Annotated in this window: 12 protein-coding genes; 7 read left to right on the top strand and 5 right to left on the bottom strand. The window is 37.8% G+C overall.

Features of this window, described 5'->3' with window-relative positions:
* Positions 1-130 precede the first annotated feature (130 nt).
* The 7 genes from MHH51_RS20840 to MHH51_RS20810 all read left to right on the top strand — a co-directional run bounded on the left by MHH51_RS20840 (position 131) and on the right by MHH51_RS20810 (position 10,120).
* A complete protein-coding gene (locus tag MHH51_RS20840) occupies positions 131-1,417 on the top strand; it encodes an ABC transporter substrate-binding protein (protein WP_339283401.1) in 1,287 nt (428 codons plus the stop codon).
* Positions 1,418-1,500: 83 nt separating this feature from the next.
* Positions 1,501-2,448, top strand: a complete 948-nt coding sequence (locus MHH51_RS20835; RefSeq protein ID WP_077602377.1) for a sugar ABC transporter permease — start codon at positions 1,501-1,503, stop codon at positions 2,446-2,448.
* Positions 2,445-3,287 (top strand): carbohydrate ABC transporter permease, encoded by an 843-nt coding sequence (locus MHH51_RS20830; RefSeq protein WP_077602376.1) that lies wholly within the window; start codon positions 2,445-2,447, stop codon positions 3,285-3,287. Before MHH51_RS20835 ends, MHH51_RS20830 begins: the two co-directional genes overlap by 4 nt.
* A gap of 40 nt (positions 3,288-3,327) precedes the next feature.
* Positions 3,328-4,329, top strand: coding sequence for a LacI family DNA-binding transcriptional regulator (locus tag MHH51_RS20825; protein ID WP_339283398.1), 1,002 nt, complete (start codon positions 3,328-3,330; stop codon positions 4,327-4,329).
* 53 nt (positions 4,330-4,382) lie between these two features.
* A complete protein-coding gene (locus MHH51_RS20820) occupies positions 4,383-7,574 on the top strand; it encodes a hypothetical protein (protein ID WP_339283396.1) in 3,192 nt (1,063 codons plus the stop codon).
* 124 nt (positions 7,575-7,698) lie between these two features.
* Entirely contained in the window at positions 7,699-8,595 is an 897-nt protein-coding gene (locus tag MHH51_RS20815; protein WP_147212710.1) for an ROK family protein, read from the top strand.
* 82 nt (positions 8,596-8,677) lie between these two features.
* Entirely contained in the window at positions 8,678-10,120 is a 1,443-nt protein-coding gene (locus tag MHH51_RS20810) for a glycoside hydrolase family 1 protein (protein WP_156985197.1), read from the top strand.
* Positions 10,121-10,271: 151 nt separating this feature from the next.
* On the opposite strand, the gene MHH51_RS20805 is transcribed toward MHH51_RS20810, so the two are convergent.
* The 5 genes from MHH51_RS20805 to MHH51_RS20785 form a co-directional block, all read right to left on the bottom strand.
* Entirely contained in the window at positions 10,272-11,534 is a 1,263-nt protein-coding gene (locus tag MHH51_RS20805; RefSeq protein ID WP_339283393.1) for a hypothetical protein, read from the bottom strand.
* A gap of 162 nt (positions 11,535-11,696) precedes the next feature.
* Positions 11,697-12,836, bottom strand: a complete 1,140-nt coding sequence (locus tag MHH51_RS20800; protein WP_339283392.1) for an N-acetylmuramoyl-L-alanine amidase — start codon at positions 12,834-12,836, stop codon at positions 11,697-11,699.
* 249 nt (positions 12,837-13,085) lie between these two features.
* Positions 13,086-13,628: a flavodoxin family protein gene (locus MHH51_RS20795; protein ID WP_147212714.1), complete on the bottom strand. Its 543-nt coding sequence runs from the start codon at positions 13,626-13,628 to the stop codon at positions 13,086-13,088.
* Positions 13,629-13,893: 265 nt separating this feature from the next.
* Positions 13,894-15,138, bottom strand: coding sequence for an ABC transporter permease (locus MHH51_RS20790; RefSeq protein ID WP_339283390.1), 1,245 nt, complete (start codon positions 15,136-15,138; stop codon positions 13,894-13,896).
* 1 nt (position 15,139) lies between these two features.
* Positions 15,140-16,066 carry an ATP-binding cassette domain-containing protein gene (locus tag MHH51_RS20785; protein ID WP_147212716.1) on the bottom strand — a complete coding sequence of 309 codons (927 nt, stop codon included), beginning with the start codon at positions 16,064-16,066 and terminating at the stop codon, positions 15,140-15,142.
* Positions 16,067-16,095 lie beyond the last annotated feature (29 nt).

Genomic DNA, 16,095 nt, shown 5'->3' with positions numbered 1-16,095 from the left:
TCCGTAATATTTATATTTTATATTCACAAAGTATATGAAACACGCAAAGGGGGGGCTATATTTTATATTTACTATGCAGATGCAAGGGCTGGTCATGAAGATAATAAATAATAAATGTGGAGGTAGAAAAATGAAACGAGCGCTCTCTTTATTAATCATTTTAGGTCTAGTATCTATACTTACTGCTTGTAATAGCAATAACGATGCATCGGGTTCAGATGGCAAGGACTCGGATGGAACGGTTACATTAAATTTTTGGACATTTGGAGCAACAGGCTATGATGAATTATTAAAAGAATATGAAAAAGAAAATCCCAATGTGAAAATTAAGTTCAAAACCTCAGAGAATGCAGATCATCATGATGCTCTATTTACAGCTATATCAGCTGGAACTGGGGCTCCAGATATCGCTATGGTAGAAGTTGATCAGTTAGACCGTTTTAAACAGGCTCAGGATCGCTTTGTTAACTTATTTGATCAGGGTGCGGAAGAAGTGCAGGGTCAGTATCAGGATTGGTCCTGGAATACAGGACAAAATATAGATGGAGATTTTATGTTTGGATTGCCAACTGATATAGGGCCAAAAGCTTTATATTATCGTACAGATGTATTTGAAGATGCAGGATTGCCAACTGACCCTGAGGAAGTGGCGAATTTGATTGATTCTCCAGAAGCTTTGAAGGAAGCAGCTATACAGGTAAAAGAAGAAACGGATAAGCCGTTTCTGGATAGTATGGAAATGGCCTATCGGGCTTATCTGGATGCAGCACCAGAAACACATCTGAATCCAGAAGGGGAGTTAATTGTTAATCAAGAAGGAAGCCCCGTTAAACAGGCATATGATTATGCAGTAGAGTTAAATGAAGCAGGACTTGTAGGGAATTTTGAAATGTGGACTCCTGAATGGGCAAATGCAGTGAATAATGGGGATTTTGCTGCTGAGTTAGGACCAGGCTGGTTAAAAGGCTGGATGGAAGGAAATGCGCCTGATGCTTCAGGATTATTCCGGGTTGCAACGTTGCCAACAGAGTTTTCTGCAAACTGGGGCGGATCATTTCTTGCAATTCCGGCAGAAACAGAACATGCAGAGGAAGCTTATGATTTTATAAAGTGGCTAACGTCTCCTGAAAATCAATTAGAATCCTTCAAGAGCCATGGGCTGTTCCCTTCAGCGCCGGCAGTATATGAAATGGATGATTTTAAAACGAATGAAGATGAATTTTTCGGCGGCCAAGTAACCTCAGTGGTATTTGGTGAAGCAGCGAATGATATTACGGATGCTGTTTATAAAGGGGAGAAATATGTTTCTGTGAACAATGAAATTTTAACAGCTTTAACCAATGTACAGGAAGGTGCTGATCCAGAGGAAGAATGGGATGCAGCAGTACAGCGCGCTGAGGACTTAGTCAGTCGTTAAAAAAGACGCTCAAAAAGAACATTTAACATGGATATGGCGGCGTCTCGCCGTATCCATGTGCTTACTAGAAACGGGGTGAACGCATGGTCTCCTTAAAAAAGAAACAAAAAACGAAGAAAAGGTATCTGTCGGAAGAGAAAAAAGATATGATTTCGGGGTATCTATATGTGTCACCGTTTTTTATTATTTTCTTTTGTGTGGGTTTGTTTCCAATCCTGTTTAGTCTATATTTAGCCTTTCAGCAATGGAATGGGCTTTCGCCTATGGAATTTGTAGGGCTGGATAACTTTAAAATTGTTTTGACAGACTCTCTTTTTTGGAAATCTGTCTATAATACAATCATTATGGGCTTATTGGGAACTGCCCCGCAGTTAATTGTGGGGATTATTTTAGCGTTTTTATTAAATCAGGTATTTTTGCGGTTTAAACAATTTTACAGGGTAACAATTTTTATGCCCTATATTACATCTATGGTGGCAGTTGCACTGGTATTTAGTGTTTTATTCAGTAATCAGGATTCATCCATGGCAAATTATATATTAGGGTTGTTTGGGCTTGATCCTATAAATTGGGCTACTTCAGAATGGGGTACTAAAATTGCAATTTCTTTAATGGTTTTCTGGAGATGGATCGGATACAATACGATTATTTATCTGGCAGGATTACAAAGTATTCCCCGTGATTTATATGAAGCTGCAACGATAGACGGGGCAAGTAAATTTCAACAATTAAGATATATTACCATGCCGCTTCTAAAACCTTTTATTCTATTAACTGTTTTTTTCTCTACTGTTGGAGCTTTACAGCTGTTTTCCGAGCCAACTGTATTTCTTGGACAGAGTGCTTTTACTAGAAGCGAAGCAATGACCATTGTTATGTACTTATATCGTGATGCTTTCAGACTCCAGTCATTTGGAACAGCATCTGCAACAGCAGTTATCTTAGTAATCTTTATTGCAGTTCTGGCGGCAATTAATTTATATCTGACTTCAGGTATAGGGAGAAAAAAGAAAAGAGGTGCCGGTAAATGAAAGAAGTAGGTTCCAAGAAATTCTCATTCAGCAAGATCTTAATGTATGGCTTCCTGACGTTGGCATCTCTTTTATCTCTTTTCCCGTTCTACTGGATGTTTGTAATGGCGACACGTCCAAGTGCAGCTTATAATTCTATACCTCCTACGCTTACGCCTGGAAATATGCTGGTTGAGAATTTCCAGAAGGTATTACAGCAAATTGATTTTTTTGGAGCAATGTGGAATTCACTGATACTTTGTGTAGTTGTTACGATAGTGGTGCTGCTGATTAGCTCTTTAGCCGGTTTCGCGTTTGCAAAATTTAAATTCCCCGGTAAGAATATCCTTTTCATTGCGATTCTGTTGACAATGATTATCCCGCCTCAGCTGGGATTGATTCCTCAGTATTTCTTAATCGCAAAAGCAGGGTTGCTGGATACTTTACAAGGGGTTATGATTTTGTCCTTTCTTAATCCATTAGGGATATTTTTAATGAGACAGTATATCAGCGGATCGATTTCAGATGAATTGATTGAAGCAGCAAAATTAGATGGTGCCTCTAATTTTAAGATTTACTGGAAAATAGTGCTCCCAATCATTCTTCCGGCTTTTGCAACATTAGGAATTATTGTATTTACCTCCGTATGGGGAGAATTCCTATGGCAGTTTACAGTTCTGCGTGATCCGGAGATGTACACGATACAGGTTGCATTAGCCTCACTCAATAACACATTTAAAGTCGATTATGGTATGTTAATGTCAGGTGTATTTTGGGCGACGATTCCATTGGTTATCATCTTCCTCTTATTTAACAAATTATTTATAGCGAGTATCACAGAGGGAGCTGTAAAATCTTAAAATAACCAGAGATAAACTTTATGAATATTGAGGAGATTCCATGAAACTTACAATCAGAAATATAGCTGAGATAGCTGGTGTTTCGCCATCAACAGTCTCAAAAGTAATGAATAATTATAGCGGCGTCAGCGAAGAAACCAAAAAAAGGGTAATGGATGCAATTAAAGAGAATAAATATCAGCCTACTTATACGGCAAGAACACTTTCAACGAAAAAGTCTAAGCTGATTGCTTTAATCTATGCAGGTAAAATTAATGTCGATTTTAACCATCCGTTTTTCAGTGAAGTGGTTAGTGCTTTTAAGAAGACTATTGGAATGATGGGATATGATATTATCATGTTTTCCGACGAAAGTTTTGGACATGATAATGGGAGCTATTTGGCCAGGTGCAGGTATTATCATGTTGAGGGCTGCGTGATTATTGCCGGGGATGAAATTGAAGAAAGTACGCAGGAATTAGTCCAAAGCGGGATACCCTGTGTCGGGATTGATATTGAATTAAGCGGACCTGGTGTCAGCTATGTTATGACGGATAATATTCAGCTTTCCACCAATGTTGTTCATCAATTGTATCTGGATGGTATAAGGGATGTTGGATATATTGGAGGGTTACGTGAGTCGGCAGTAGCCAGAGATAGAAAAATAGGCTTTGAAAATGCAATGGAGCAGTTGGGCATGGAAATAAAACGTGATTGGATGCAGTATGGAGATTATTATGAGGAAAGCGGTTATTTGGCTATGAGAAAGATTTTGGATAAAAAACCGTACCCTAAAGCTGTTTTCGCTATATCTGATTTGATGGCATTTGGTGCTTTGAGAGCAATCGAAGAAAAGGGTCTGCAGGTACCACGGGATATTAGAATAATCGGCTGTGATGATATAAATGCCTGCCGCTACAGCAGTCCGAAATTATCCACTGTCAAACAGTATAAAGGAAGGCTTGGAAAGCTGGCCGCAAATATTTTACATGATCTGATATCAAATGAAAAACAGATAGCGCCTATTTTAATTGATTCTGAGTTAATTATAAGGGAATCTTAAACGCTATCAGAAACGCATATAACGTATGATTGCTTGAATAAGGCGGTGTGCTAATGTATCAATTAACAGATAACAATGAATTTATTATAGAGGATTTTCAAAGCCTATCTCCTTTTTCTAGCTTTTTGCCAGGTATTGCGGGGAAAGACGGAATACCGCTCTGGGCATTTTATGTTAATCGAGGGCAGGCAATGGCTGGATTTGGTATACGGGATAAGGATGCTGCTATGACAGAATTTTTCCCGGCAGATAAAGCTTATCAAATGGTTCCGCTTCAAGGATTCCGAACCTTCATTAAATTGCGGAAGAAAGAAGAACAGATTGTTTTTGAACCGTTTTCCTTTACTAGTGATAATAAAACTGTGCGTGAACAGTTAAAAATAAATGAAAATCATTTAATACTTAAATATTATAATGAAAAGTACGGATTGATCTTAACGGTTGAATATTTCACCCTTCCTAAAGCTCCATTAGCGGGTCTTGTCAGAGAAGTGTCTTTAGAGAATAATGATGAAGAAGAGAAAGATATTGAAATCATAGACGGTCTGGCAACGATTTTACCCGGGGGGTTACCGAATGCTTCCTATAAAGAGATAGGTAATACGTTGAAAAGCTGGTTTGATGTGGAAACAATCGATAACCAGTTTAATTTTTATCATTTACGTGGGAGTATAGCAGATAATGCGAACGTTTCACAAATATATGATGGGAATTTCTATAGCAGTTTAGCTGTTTTAAATGGGAAAGAAAACATAGTGAAACCTCTCTATGACCGTGAGCTGGTTTTTGGAAAGAATCTTACGCTGCAAGCTCCTGATGCATTTCATTCGGAATCTATATCATCACTTATAGAGAAGGAACAAATTCCTGTAAATAAAGTATCGGGAGGATTTACAGCCTTAGCTGACAAGCTTGCACCGGGGGAGAAGCTTCGTATTGTGTCTCTGATTGGATATGGAGAAAATCGCAGTAAGATAAAAAAATTTATACGTGAAAATTTTCGATATGAGAAAATAACGGAATATAAAAAGACAGCAAAAACAATAACCGATGAACTTACCAGTGTCGTCGAAACGAAAACGGGGGAACCATTATTTGATGCTTATGTAAAGCAAAGTCATTTGGACAATGGCCTGCGCGGCGGTTTTCCGATGATTTTTCAGAGTGCAAAAAAGGATCATCCATTTTATCTTTATTCCCGGAAGCACGGAGATTTAGAACGTGATTATAATTTTTTCTCCATCAGTCCGACTTTTTATTCGCAAGGTAATGGGAATTATCGTGATATTAATCAGAACCGCCGCCTTGATGTGATATTTAATCCGAAATTAAGAGATTATAATCTGAGGCATTTTGTTAACCTGCTTCAGCTTGACGGGTATAATCCACTTTCTATTAAAGAAGTGCGGTATAAGCTGAAGAGTAGAAAAATAAGTTTCTGTAAATATGGCCTGTCGGAGGTGCAGGATAACAAAATATACGAGCTGTTAAGTAATTCATTTGCGCCAGGTGATGTTTTGAAGTTTGTACAAGATAATTCTGTTCACCTAATTATCTCTTTTGAAAATTTTTTAACGGAAATTCTTGCAATTAGTGAAGAAGCATTAGAAGCAGAGCATGGAGAGGGATTTTGGATAGATCATTGGACATATAACTTAGATCTTCTAGATAGTTACTTAGCAATGTATCCAGATAGAGTACAAAGCGTATTTTTTGATACATCCTATCGTTTTTATGACAGTCCGGCATATGTACATCCAAGAACAAAAAAATATATACAAAATGAAGGAAGACTTCGTCAATACGATGCTGTTCAAGTTGATGAGAGAAAACAAAGGAAGCAGGAAGAAAATAGTGAACAATGGGTTCGAGGTAATTTTGGAGAAGGGGAAATTTATGAAACCAACTTATTCTCGAAGCTGTTTTTACTTGCCGCCATCAAAACCTCTACGATTGCACCGTTTGGGTTGGGCATCGAGATGGAAGCCGGAAAGCCAGGATGGAATGATGCCTTAAATGGTTTACCCGGCATGCTTGGTGCGAGTACGTCGGAGCTGTTTGAATTAAAAAGGCTCCTGCAGCAATTACAGAATATTTCTGTTACATCAGAAGAAAAGATCATTCTTCCGGAAGAGGCACGGGAATTTATATATGGTTTGGCAACGCAAATTCGTCAATCCAATCAAAAAAGTAAGGAAGATCAATTGTCATATTGGAATGATGTAAGTCTATTAAGAGAATCCTACCGATCTTTAATAAAAAAGGGTATTCACGGAGATAATCTGGAATTGTCATTGGCAGCTGCGATGAAGCTGTTAGAAATCTATTATCAGCGGGTAGAAGATGCATTGAAAAGCGTGGAAAAGTATAAACAACAAAATCTTATACCAACATACTTTTATTTTGAAGCAGAAGAAGATGATGAAAATCCAGGGGTAATAAGTGAATGTAAGCCGCATGCAGTGACTCCATTTTTAGAGGGGGTCGTTAAAAAGCTGAAATTAAGTGATTCCATAGCTGAAGCGGAAAGAATTTACAACGCTGTACGTCAATCTGATATTTTTGATGCGAAGCTCGGAATGTATAAAACGAGTATGTCTATTAATGAGGAACCGGTTGAACTTGGAAGAATTAAGTTTTTTACACCGGGCTGGTTAGAAAATGAATCCGTATTTATGCATATGGAATATAAATATCTGTTAGAACTGTTAAGCAAGGGATTATTTAAGGCATTTTATAATGATATCCGATCTGCTCTGGTACCATTTATGGACCCTGTAAAGTACGGCAGAAGCATTTTAGAGAATTCATCCTTTATAGCGAGCAGCGTAAATCCTGATACCTCTATCCAGGGCAAGGGGTTTGCTGCCCGGTTAAGCGGTTCGACAGTGGAGCTTCTAAATATGTGGGTTTTAATGTTTATAGGTAAACAACCCTTTACGTATGACTGGGAAAATGATTTACTACATTTTCGTTTGCAGCCTGTATTGCCAGGCTGGCTCTTTAAAGAGGATGGCACTCTTTCATTCACACTTTTCAGCTGTATAGAAGTAATCTATCGTAATGAAACTCGTCAGGATAGCTTTGGAGAAGCTGGTGTTGTGCCCGTTCGTTATGTCATTGTTTATAAGGATGGCAGAGAATATATCGTGTCCGGATCCGAAATTACAGGTTCGTTAGCACATGATATTCGAAATCAATTCGTTTTAAAAATAATGGTGGAGCTTAAACGAAAATATAAATAATATTTCATTCATAATTTTAACATTCCTCTTTCTTAAGCAATCAATAAATGCTTTAAATTTTTAAAGCGGATTCAGTCAAATTGACAAAGTAAATACTAACTTTTCTAGGAAGGAAGAGATATTCATGAATAAGTATATTGCTTTTGATATAGGGGGCACAAAAGTCAAACACGCTGTTTTACTTGAAGATGGGACTTTTATAGAAAAGGGAGCGTACTCTACAAGGAAGTCCAATCTGGATCAATTTTTAACGGATATCATGCTGACTGTGCAAGCTTATCAGAATCGTTTTGATATAGCAGGGGTCGCCATCAGTATGCCGGGATTTGTAAATATAAAAACGGGCTATACAGAAGATGCCGGTGCTATCACTATTTTGAACGGCAAAAATTTGAAGACACTATTAGAAGCGAGACTTCCCTATATTATAGAGATGGAGAATGACAGCAATTGTGTAGCGTTGGCTGAAAAATTTAACGGCAATGCAGTAAACTGTCAGGATTTCATTTGTATCACAATTGGAACAGGAGTGGGCGGCGGTATATTTTTAAATAACAGGATATTTCATGGTCATCAGTTCAAAGCTGGAGAAATCGGCTATATGCTCACACCGGGAAGTCAGCCTGGAAGTGAAACATGGAGCGACAATGGGGCTACTTCCAGTTTAATTAAAAGCTATAAAAAGCAAAAAGGATTAGGTGAAAATAAAGTCATAGAAGGGATAGACATATTTCAGGAAGCAGAAAGTGATACGGAAACGAATCAGCTTGTTGAAGAATGGATGGAACGAATCAGCTTCGGTATTTTTAACATTGCAGGGACACTGAATCCGGAAAAAATTTTAATTGGTGGAGGCGTAAGCGCCCGTGAAGGATTTGCCCAAAGAATAAAGAATCATTTGGAACGGCAGAAGGAATGGGAATTTATAAAAGTTCCAATTGAGACATGTAAGCATAAAAACGATGCAGGTATGCTAGGTGCATTGAAGCATTTCCTCACTCAGAGAGATATGGTGAAGTGAAAAATTTTGAAGAAGCATAAACGCGGGAAACTAGAGTTTGAGACTTTTTGATATTAAGCTGTTGTGGAAGGAGATATGTGGCATGTTATATGAGAATCTAAAGGCCTTCCCCAAGGATTTTCTATGGGGAGCTGCTTCGGCAGCATATCAAGTAGAAGGTGCATGGGATGAGGATGGAAAGGGTATTTCAAACTGGGATAAATTTGTTCGTATACCAGGGAAAACGTATAAAGGAACAAATGGTGATCTAGCTGTGGATCATTACCATCGTTATAAAGAGGATGTTCAGCTGATGGCTGAAATGGGAATGAAAACATATCGTTTTTCTGTATCCTGGGCTCGTATTTTTCCAAATGGAAAAGGAGAAATAAATCAAAAAGGACTTGATTTTTATAATGATTTAATCAATGAGTTAATAAAGCATCGCATCGAGCCGATTTTGACTATTTATCATTGGGATTTACCGCAGGCATTGCAGGATGAGTATGGCGGTTGGGAATCAAGACAAATCATAAAAGATTTTACAAACTATTGTATTACATTATATCAGGCATTTGGAGACCGGGTAAGATATTGGGTTTCATTAAATGAACAAAATGTTTTTACAAGATTAGGTTATCAGACTGCCATGCATCCTCCTGGAGTCAAAGATGATAAGTTATTTTATCAAGTGAATCATCATGCCAGTCTGGCGAATGCCGCTGCAATTAAAGCATTTCGCAGCTATGTACCAAAGGGGAAAATTGGTCCGAGCTTTGCTTATTCACCAGCGTATGCTGCAACAGCAAAGCCTGAGGACGTTCTTGCTGCTGAAAATGCCGAGGAGCTTACAAGTCACTGGTGGATGGATGTATATACCTGGGGCACATATCCTCAAGCAGCATGGAATTATTTAGAACGTAAAGGGATAGCTCCAAAAGTGGAGGAAAGGGACTTTGAGCTGTTAAAAGAAGGCAAGCCTGATTTTATGGGAGTCAATTATTATCAGACAACAACCTTTGAAAAAAATTCTTTAGATGGTATTACATCGGAAGGACATTTTAATACTTCCGGAGAAAAAGGGACGTCAGAGGATACTGGTATTCCGGGTTTGTACAAAACGGTTATGAATGAGCATCTAAACAGAACGAACTGGGATTGGAATATTGACCCCGAGGGTTTACGTATCGGTTTGAGAAGAATTACAAATCGCTATAAACTTCCCGTGCTAATAAGTGAAAATGGTCTTGGGGAATACGATGAAGTAGATGAAGACGGCTCCATAAATGATGATTATCGTATAGAGTACATTGAATCGCATGTGAAATCTATACAGAAGGCTATAACAGACGGGGTAGAAGTAATGGGCTATTGTGTATGGTCATTTACGGATCTTTTAAGCTGGTTGAATGGATACAAGAAACGTTATGGTTTTGTTTATGTTAACCAGCATGAAGAAGGGGAATATGATCTCCGGCGAATGAAGAAAAAAAGCTTTTATTGGTATAAAGCTGTTATAGAGAGTAACGGAGAAAATCTTAGATAATAAATATTTTAATTATAAAAGGCAGCACACATAAGCGCTGCCTTTTATAATTTATAGGAGTAAAAAAACAAATGCTTAATATATATGCTTGTATACGTTTTACAGGTCATATTCTTATATATGCCGGTAAAGTTATGGTTTATACACAAGTTCATTCATCGAATGTGGATAACTCTCCTGAAACAGCATCTAGACCATAAAAATCACTAGTGACCTTTCCGCATAGATGGTACATATTCGTTTGCTGATCGCGAACATATACAGGTTCTAAATCAATGTGCTCGTATAAGCGTTCGGCGGCAGTCTCTTTGTTTACTCTTACTGCTTCAGCTTTTTCAAAGAAGTCAAAAGCATCCAGTAAGGGTGTCGGATCCATATAATTATCAACCTTTAATGTAACTGGATTAATCCACAGCATTAAGGATGGATAAAGGACCCTTGGCGTTTCTTCTGCGGGGTCTAATCTTGCCAATAGATAGCCCTGCTCACGTTTTACAGAGGTTAAGCGCCATTGACCGCTTTCGTCTGGAAACTCCATCCGGAGCAAATTCGTTATCTCTATTACCATTTGATCGATAGCATCATCGGGAATGGGTTTGTCGTTATCCTGACTCTCTCGGTTTTGAAAAACTTCGTCCTCTGTAAATATATTTTTTAAATCTATATCTTTTTTTTCAAACTTCTCTGTGGAAGGCTCTATCCAGGTTAAGATAATATCAAGCGGCTTGTAAGAAAGGTTATTTTCTATTTCACTAAAATAAATAATAGAGCCGGGAGCTTGATTCGGGATAAGAAAACTGGATATAACATAATAAGGCTTCCAGGCAGCAGTAGCTTCATCCGGGACCTCAATAACTTTGCAGTGCTGCTTCACTAAAGGCTTAACTGTCTCATCAATTAAATTAAAAGGCTCCCAATGAATTTGTGATTCATCTGCAAACAAACCGCGTACAAAAAAGCTGGATAACCTTCCTTCTTTATTAAAGTGAATATCTAAGGAGCCGCCGGGGAAAAGCTTTATATTATCCACAGCTGCGTGAAATTCAATATTTTCTTTTGTTTCTTTCATAAGCTTGAATTGTCTGCCATATTCTAATTGTGTCTGTTCTTCAATCCATTCAATAATATCTTCTATGTTATCCACTTGTGGAAATAGTTCCTCGGGCAATAAATTTTTTTCATCCACAAAAACAATTTCTGTTACCTGTTTTGTATCGATATCCACAGATATTTCCACAGTTCCTGCAGGATTTGAATCTTCCTCCTCTTTACTGAGTCCATTTGGAAGCCAGCTCATACTTAAAACAATTTGGTTATCATTATATTTCAGTAAATCATAGCTTTCTAAGTAAAAATCATTCATTTGAAATTGTTCACGAGTTTTTTCAATTATTTCTTCGATAGCAGAATGCATATCTATACCTCACTTTTGACTAATAGAATGATTAAAGTATAACATGCTATATAGCGTTTCTAAAGGAATCTACCAGCTTAATCATATATGTTTAAGCTTCGTAACGAAAAACGGCCTCGAAGCATTATCGAAGCCGTTTTATCACAACTGAGAAATATAGTATTAATTATTTAAGTGGTTAATCAGTCCGTTGGTAATTGCGCGGGCCACACTAGATTGATAGTCCGACGTCTGTACAACAGTTAAATCATTTGGATTTGTAATAAATCCAAGTTCAATCAGTACAGAAGGAGCATTTGTTTCCCGAAGCACTTTATATCCGGCCTGCTGTGTGCCTCTTGAAGGCAGAGAAACAGTAGAAGCTAATGTGCTGTCAAGCGATCTTGCCAATGCAGCATCCGAATCTGAGTTGTAATAAGTAGTTACACCGCTCACTGGAACAGCAGAAAAAGTATCATAATGTAAGCTGACGAAAGCATCAGTATTAGAGCTGTTACTGATTTGTACTCTTTCATCCAACGAAACAAAATAATCGCCGCTTCTAGTCACAGTGACATTTGCTCCGGCTTCTTCCAGCTGCTGGATAACATAATCAGCTGTTGAACTTACAATATCTTTTTCATAGACATTATTTAATCCGATAGCTCCCGGATCCTTGCCGCCGTGACCAGGGTCTATTACAATGTTATATCCAGATAGTGAACCGGAACTGCTGGATTGTGTCTGAGCTGCTTTCACGGTTGGAGCAGAATCGGTACTGGTGTCTGCTTCTTCCGTACTGCCATTTCCATCAGTTGTCAGCCAAGCTGCAATCCATCCTGTCCCTCCTTGAGATAAAGAAATTTCAATCCAATCCCCTGAAGTCGAGATAACGTCATATGATTCTCCCTTATATGCATAGGAGATGATTCCGTCTGATGTACTTGGACCAGAACGGACATAGATACTTTCTGCAGAAACAGTAACTGTCCCGGATGCGCTTGGAGAAGCTTCTTCAGATGACGCTTCCTCCTGATTGGAATTACCGGTTGGAATAAGATGATGTTTGGCAATCCACACTGGTTCACCGCCATAATAGGTTTGCACCCAACCATGTTGTTCATCAAAAACGTTAATTTGATCTCCTTTGGAAAGCTGTCCGACAACGGAAGCATTATTAGAAGGCTCACTCCGAATATTTAAGACAGGAGAGCTGACCTCATAACTATTATTATCTGCCAAGCTTAAAGCCGGCAAAGAAAAACTAATAATAAAAAAAATTGCTGTTAATAATAGATAAAGCTTTTTCGTTTTCTTTTCCATTAAATCCTCCTCTGGATGATTAAGATTAAGTTCATGGTTGGATATTAATAGAATAGCCTAAATACAGAGGAGTTTAAACATGAAAAGCAAAAAATAATTCAATAAGACTAGCATTTATATGTTCTTTTAGGATTAAATAGTTACTTTTAGAAAATAAATACAATTCTTAACAGGGTATCCATACCCCATTCCTGATTTCTGAAATTGCTTTGAATTTTGAAGCTATTAGCAGAAATTCCTGTTGGTAAATTAATTATCTGCAAAAGGAATTAGTGTGGAGGCAGCTTTAAAAGCTCTTGTATCATTTAATATATCACCAGGTTTACTGGCTTTTCCAATAATGTAGCCGGCAAAATGCATTTTATAGAAGTCACATATATATTGAAATTGCTGGATAAGCGGCAGCCCTTTAATAAATGGATTATCACCGCCGACGATAATCACATATACATTTTTTTGTGATAACTTCTCTTTGAAATCAGAGTAATCAGAATCTCTTAAGATTTGTGACCAGCGATCAATAAACAGCTTCATAAGCACTGACATGCTGTACCAGTAAATAGGTGTCGCAAAAACGACCGTATCATGCTCTAACAGCTGATCAATAAGCTTAGTATGATGGTCGTTCACAGGTGTGAATCCGCTTATGTCATGCCTTTGGTCGATAATTGGATGGATTGTGTAATCGCGTAAATAGACATGTGTACCCTGATTCTTAGGTACTGCCTCATAAGTAAGAAGTTCTGTATTGCTGTTCTTGCGTGTAGATCCATGGAAAACGATAATGCTCATAAACATCCTCCTTTTATATTGAAAGAAACGCATTTAGAGGAAATAAAGATAGCAGCTTACACTAATCAATATTAGTCTGTCTAAACCCTGTTCTTAATTAAAAAGCAATATGATACAGGATATGTATGCTTCTGTCAGTGTATGCATGAACATGAAAAACAGAGACTGGAGCTTTCACTGCTCCAGTCTCTGTTTTTATAGAATTGCCATTCAATTATGCTCATTCAGCTAAAGAACAGCCTGCATAAGCACTTTCAACTTTTTACTACATACGAATCCATTTCCAAATTTCTTTTGGAGTTGCGTTCTTGCCATATAAAAGAATTCCGACTTTGAAAATCTTTCCTGCCAGTTTCATAAAAACATAAATGCTTAAAATAATGACTGCAACAGAAATGATAACCTCTATCCATGGCCAGCTGTCTAACAAGGTCAGCCGGATGAGTAATGTTAAAGGGGCAGTAAACGGAATATAGGTGCTCACAGTAGCGACAATCCCATCTGGATTACTGATAACTGGCCCGATAACAACAAATTGTAAGAATGGCAGCATCATGACAAGGCCCTGCAGGTTACCTGCGCTGGAAACATCAGACATGGTTGCGCCAACACCAACAAAAATAGATGCAAACATCAGATAACTTAAGAGAGCAATCAACACAAAGAAAATAGTTCTTGGTACAAACAAATTCTCTAAAATTGGAATATCTGTCTGCCAAATAGCAAATGGAAGTAAAATACCAATAAAGACTGCCACCTGAATAAGACCTAACATAAAGTATCCAATAATTTTCCCTTGCATCAGCTCTGAAGGGGTTAAAGAAGATAAAATAATTTCTGCAATCTTATCTTTTTTCTCCTGAGATGCACTCTGAAAAATAGCCATTCCTGTAAATGTAATAGAAAGCATAATAATACCAGCAAAAACACCGGGTATCATTGTTTCCCAGGGATTATCTAAATCAAACAGGGAATTTTCTTCAATACTGGAAGGGGATCCTCCCTCTCCTTGGTTTGTACCTTCTACAAAGGAGATAGGCTCCATCAGCTGATTTATCTCCTGTTGGCTGAGACCGGATGCTTCTGCCTTGATTACCTGTAAAGGAACTGTTAATGCCTGTAATTGCCCAGGAAATAATGGATCAGCTTCTTCACTGGTGTATGTAGCAATCCGATTTTCCTCCAAGGAATGTTCATTAATAAATAAATAAGCTGTATAAGGTTCATCAACCTCTGTTATTTCAGATTGGGGTGTATCTGTAGTCTGCAAGTCCCATCCAAAATCCTGCTCTTTATTTACTGATTCTATTTCATCAAAAAATCCAATATCTTCATTAATATATACGGTCATATTTTCAGCAGTGTCCGTATCATCAGAATCTGAGAATAAAGAACCTAAAAAGAAAAATAAGATAAATATAGCTGGTGTAATAAATAATCCAATCACAAATGTTTTATTTTTTAGATTTCTTTTTAGCTCCCATTTTGCTACTTTTAAGGAATTTTGCATTCTATGAACCTCCTTCCTGAGAAACAAGATGCTTATCAGTGGCAATATCAATAAAAATTTCATGGAGAGAAATCCGGTTAATATGTAGTTCCTGTACATCTAATTCATTGGGTAATTGTTTTAACCATTGATGTGGGATTATCCCTTTTGGCAGATGAAGAATCGAGCGGTTACCGCTGTATTCAATGCGGTCGACTTCAGGAATTTTTTCTAACAGAGCGGGCGGGTTCTCTCCATGTAAGACGCACTTGAAATTAGCATATTGCTTTTTCACATCATCTAATGTTCCATAAATTACTTTTTCTCCGTGCTGTATCATAAAGAGACGGTCACACATCTGCTCTACCAGGTTCATTTGATGGGATGAAAGTAAAATTGCCGTTCCATTTGCTGCAAGAGAAGCGATTTCCTCTTTAAAAACCTCTTGACTGACAGGGTCTAAGCCAGAAAAAGGCTCGTCAAGAATAAGCAACTCCGGTTCGTGAAGAATAGAACCGATGAATTGGACCTTTTGGCTCATCCCTTTGGAAAGCTCTTCTACAGAAGTATTTTCCTTTCCTTCCAAATCGAATTTCTTCAAATACATGAAGATGCGTTCTTTCGCTTTATCTAATGGATAATCTTTTAAATCTGCGAGGTATAAGAGGATATCCATGACCTTTACATCCTTATAGAGACCCCTTTCTTCAGGCAGATAACCAATTTTTGATTTGGGAATCCCTTTCCCTGATTGTTGATGGAAATGAATCTCTCCGCTGTCAGGGTACATAATTCCCATAATATTGCGGATAGTAGTGGATTTTCCGGCGCCATTCGGGCCCAGTATAGCCATGATTTCTCCGCGGTATACTTCAAAAGAGATTCCTTTTAGAGCTTCTTTATCTTTAAAAGATTTTTTAAGGTTTGCAACTGTTAATAAGGTATTCATAATCGATAACTCCTTTCTTATTACTAGAT

Origin of the sequence: Oceanobacillus sp. FSL K6-3682, assembly GCF_037976165.1 — a bacterium.
In the GTDB taxonomy this organism is placed as follows: Bacteria; Bacillota; Bacilli; order Bacillales; family Amphibacillaceae; genus Oceanobacillus; species Oceanobacillus sojae.
The sequence above is the reverse complement of the archived record's forward strand: the minus strand, read 5'-3'. Positions and strand labels throughout refer to the sequence as shown.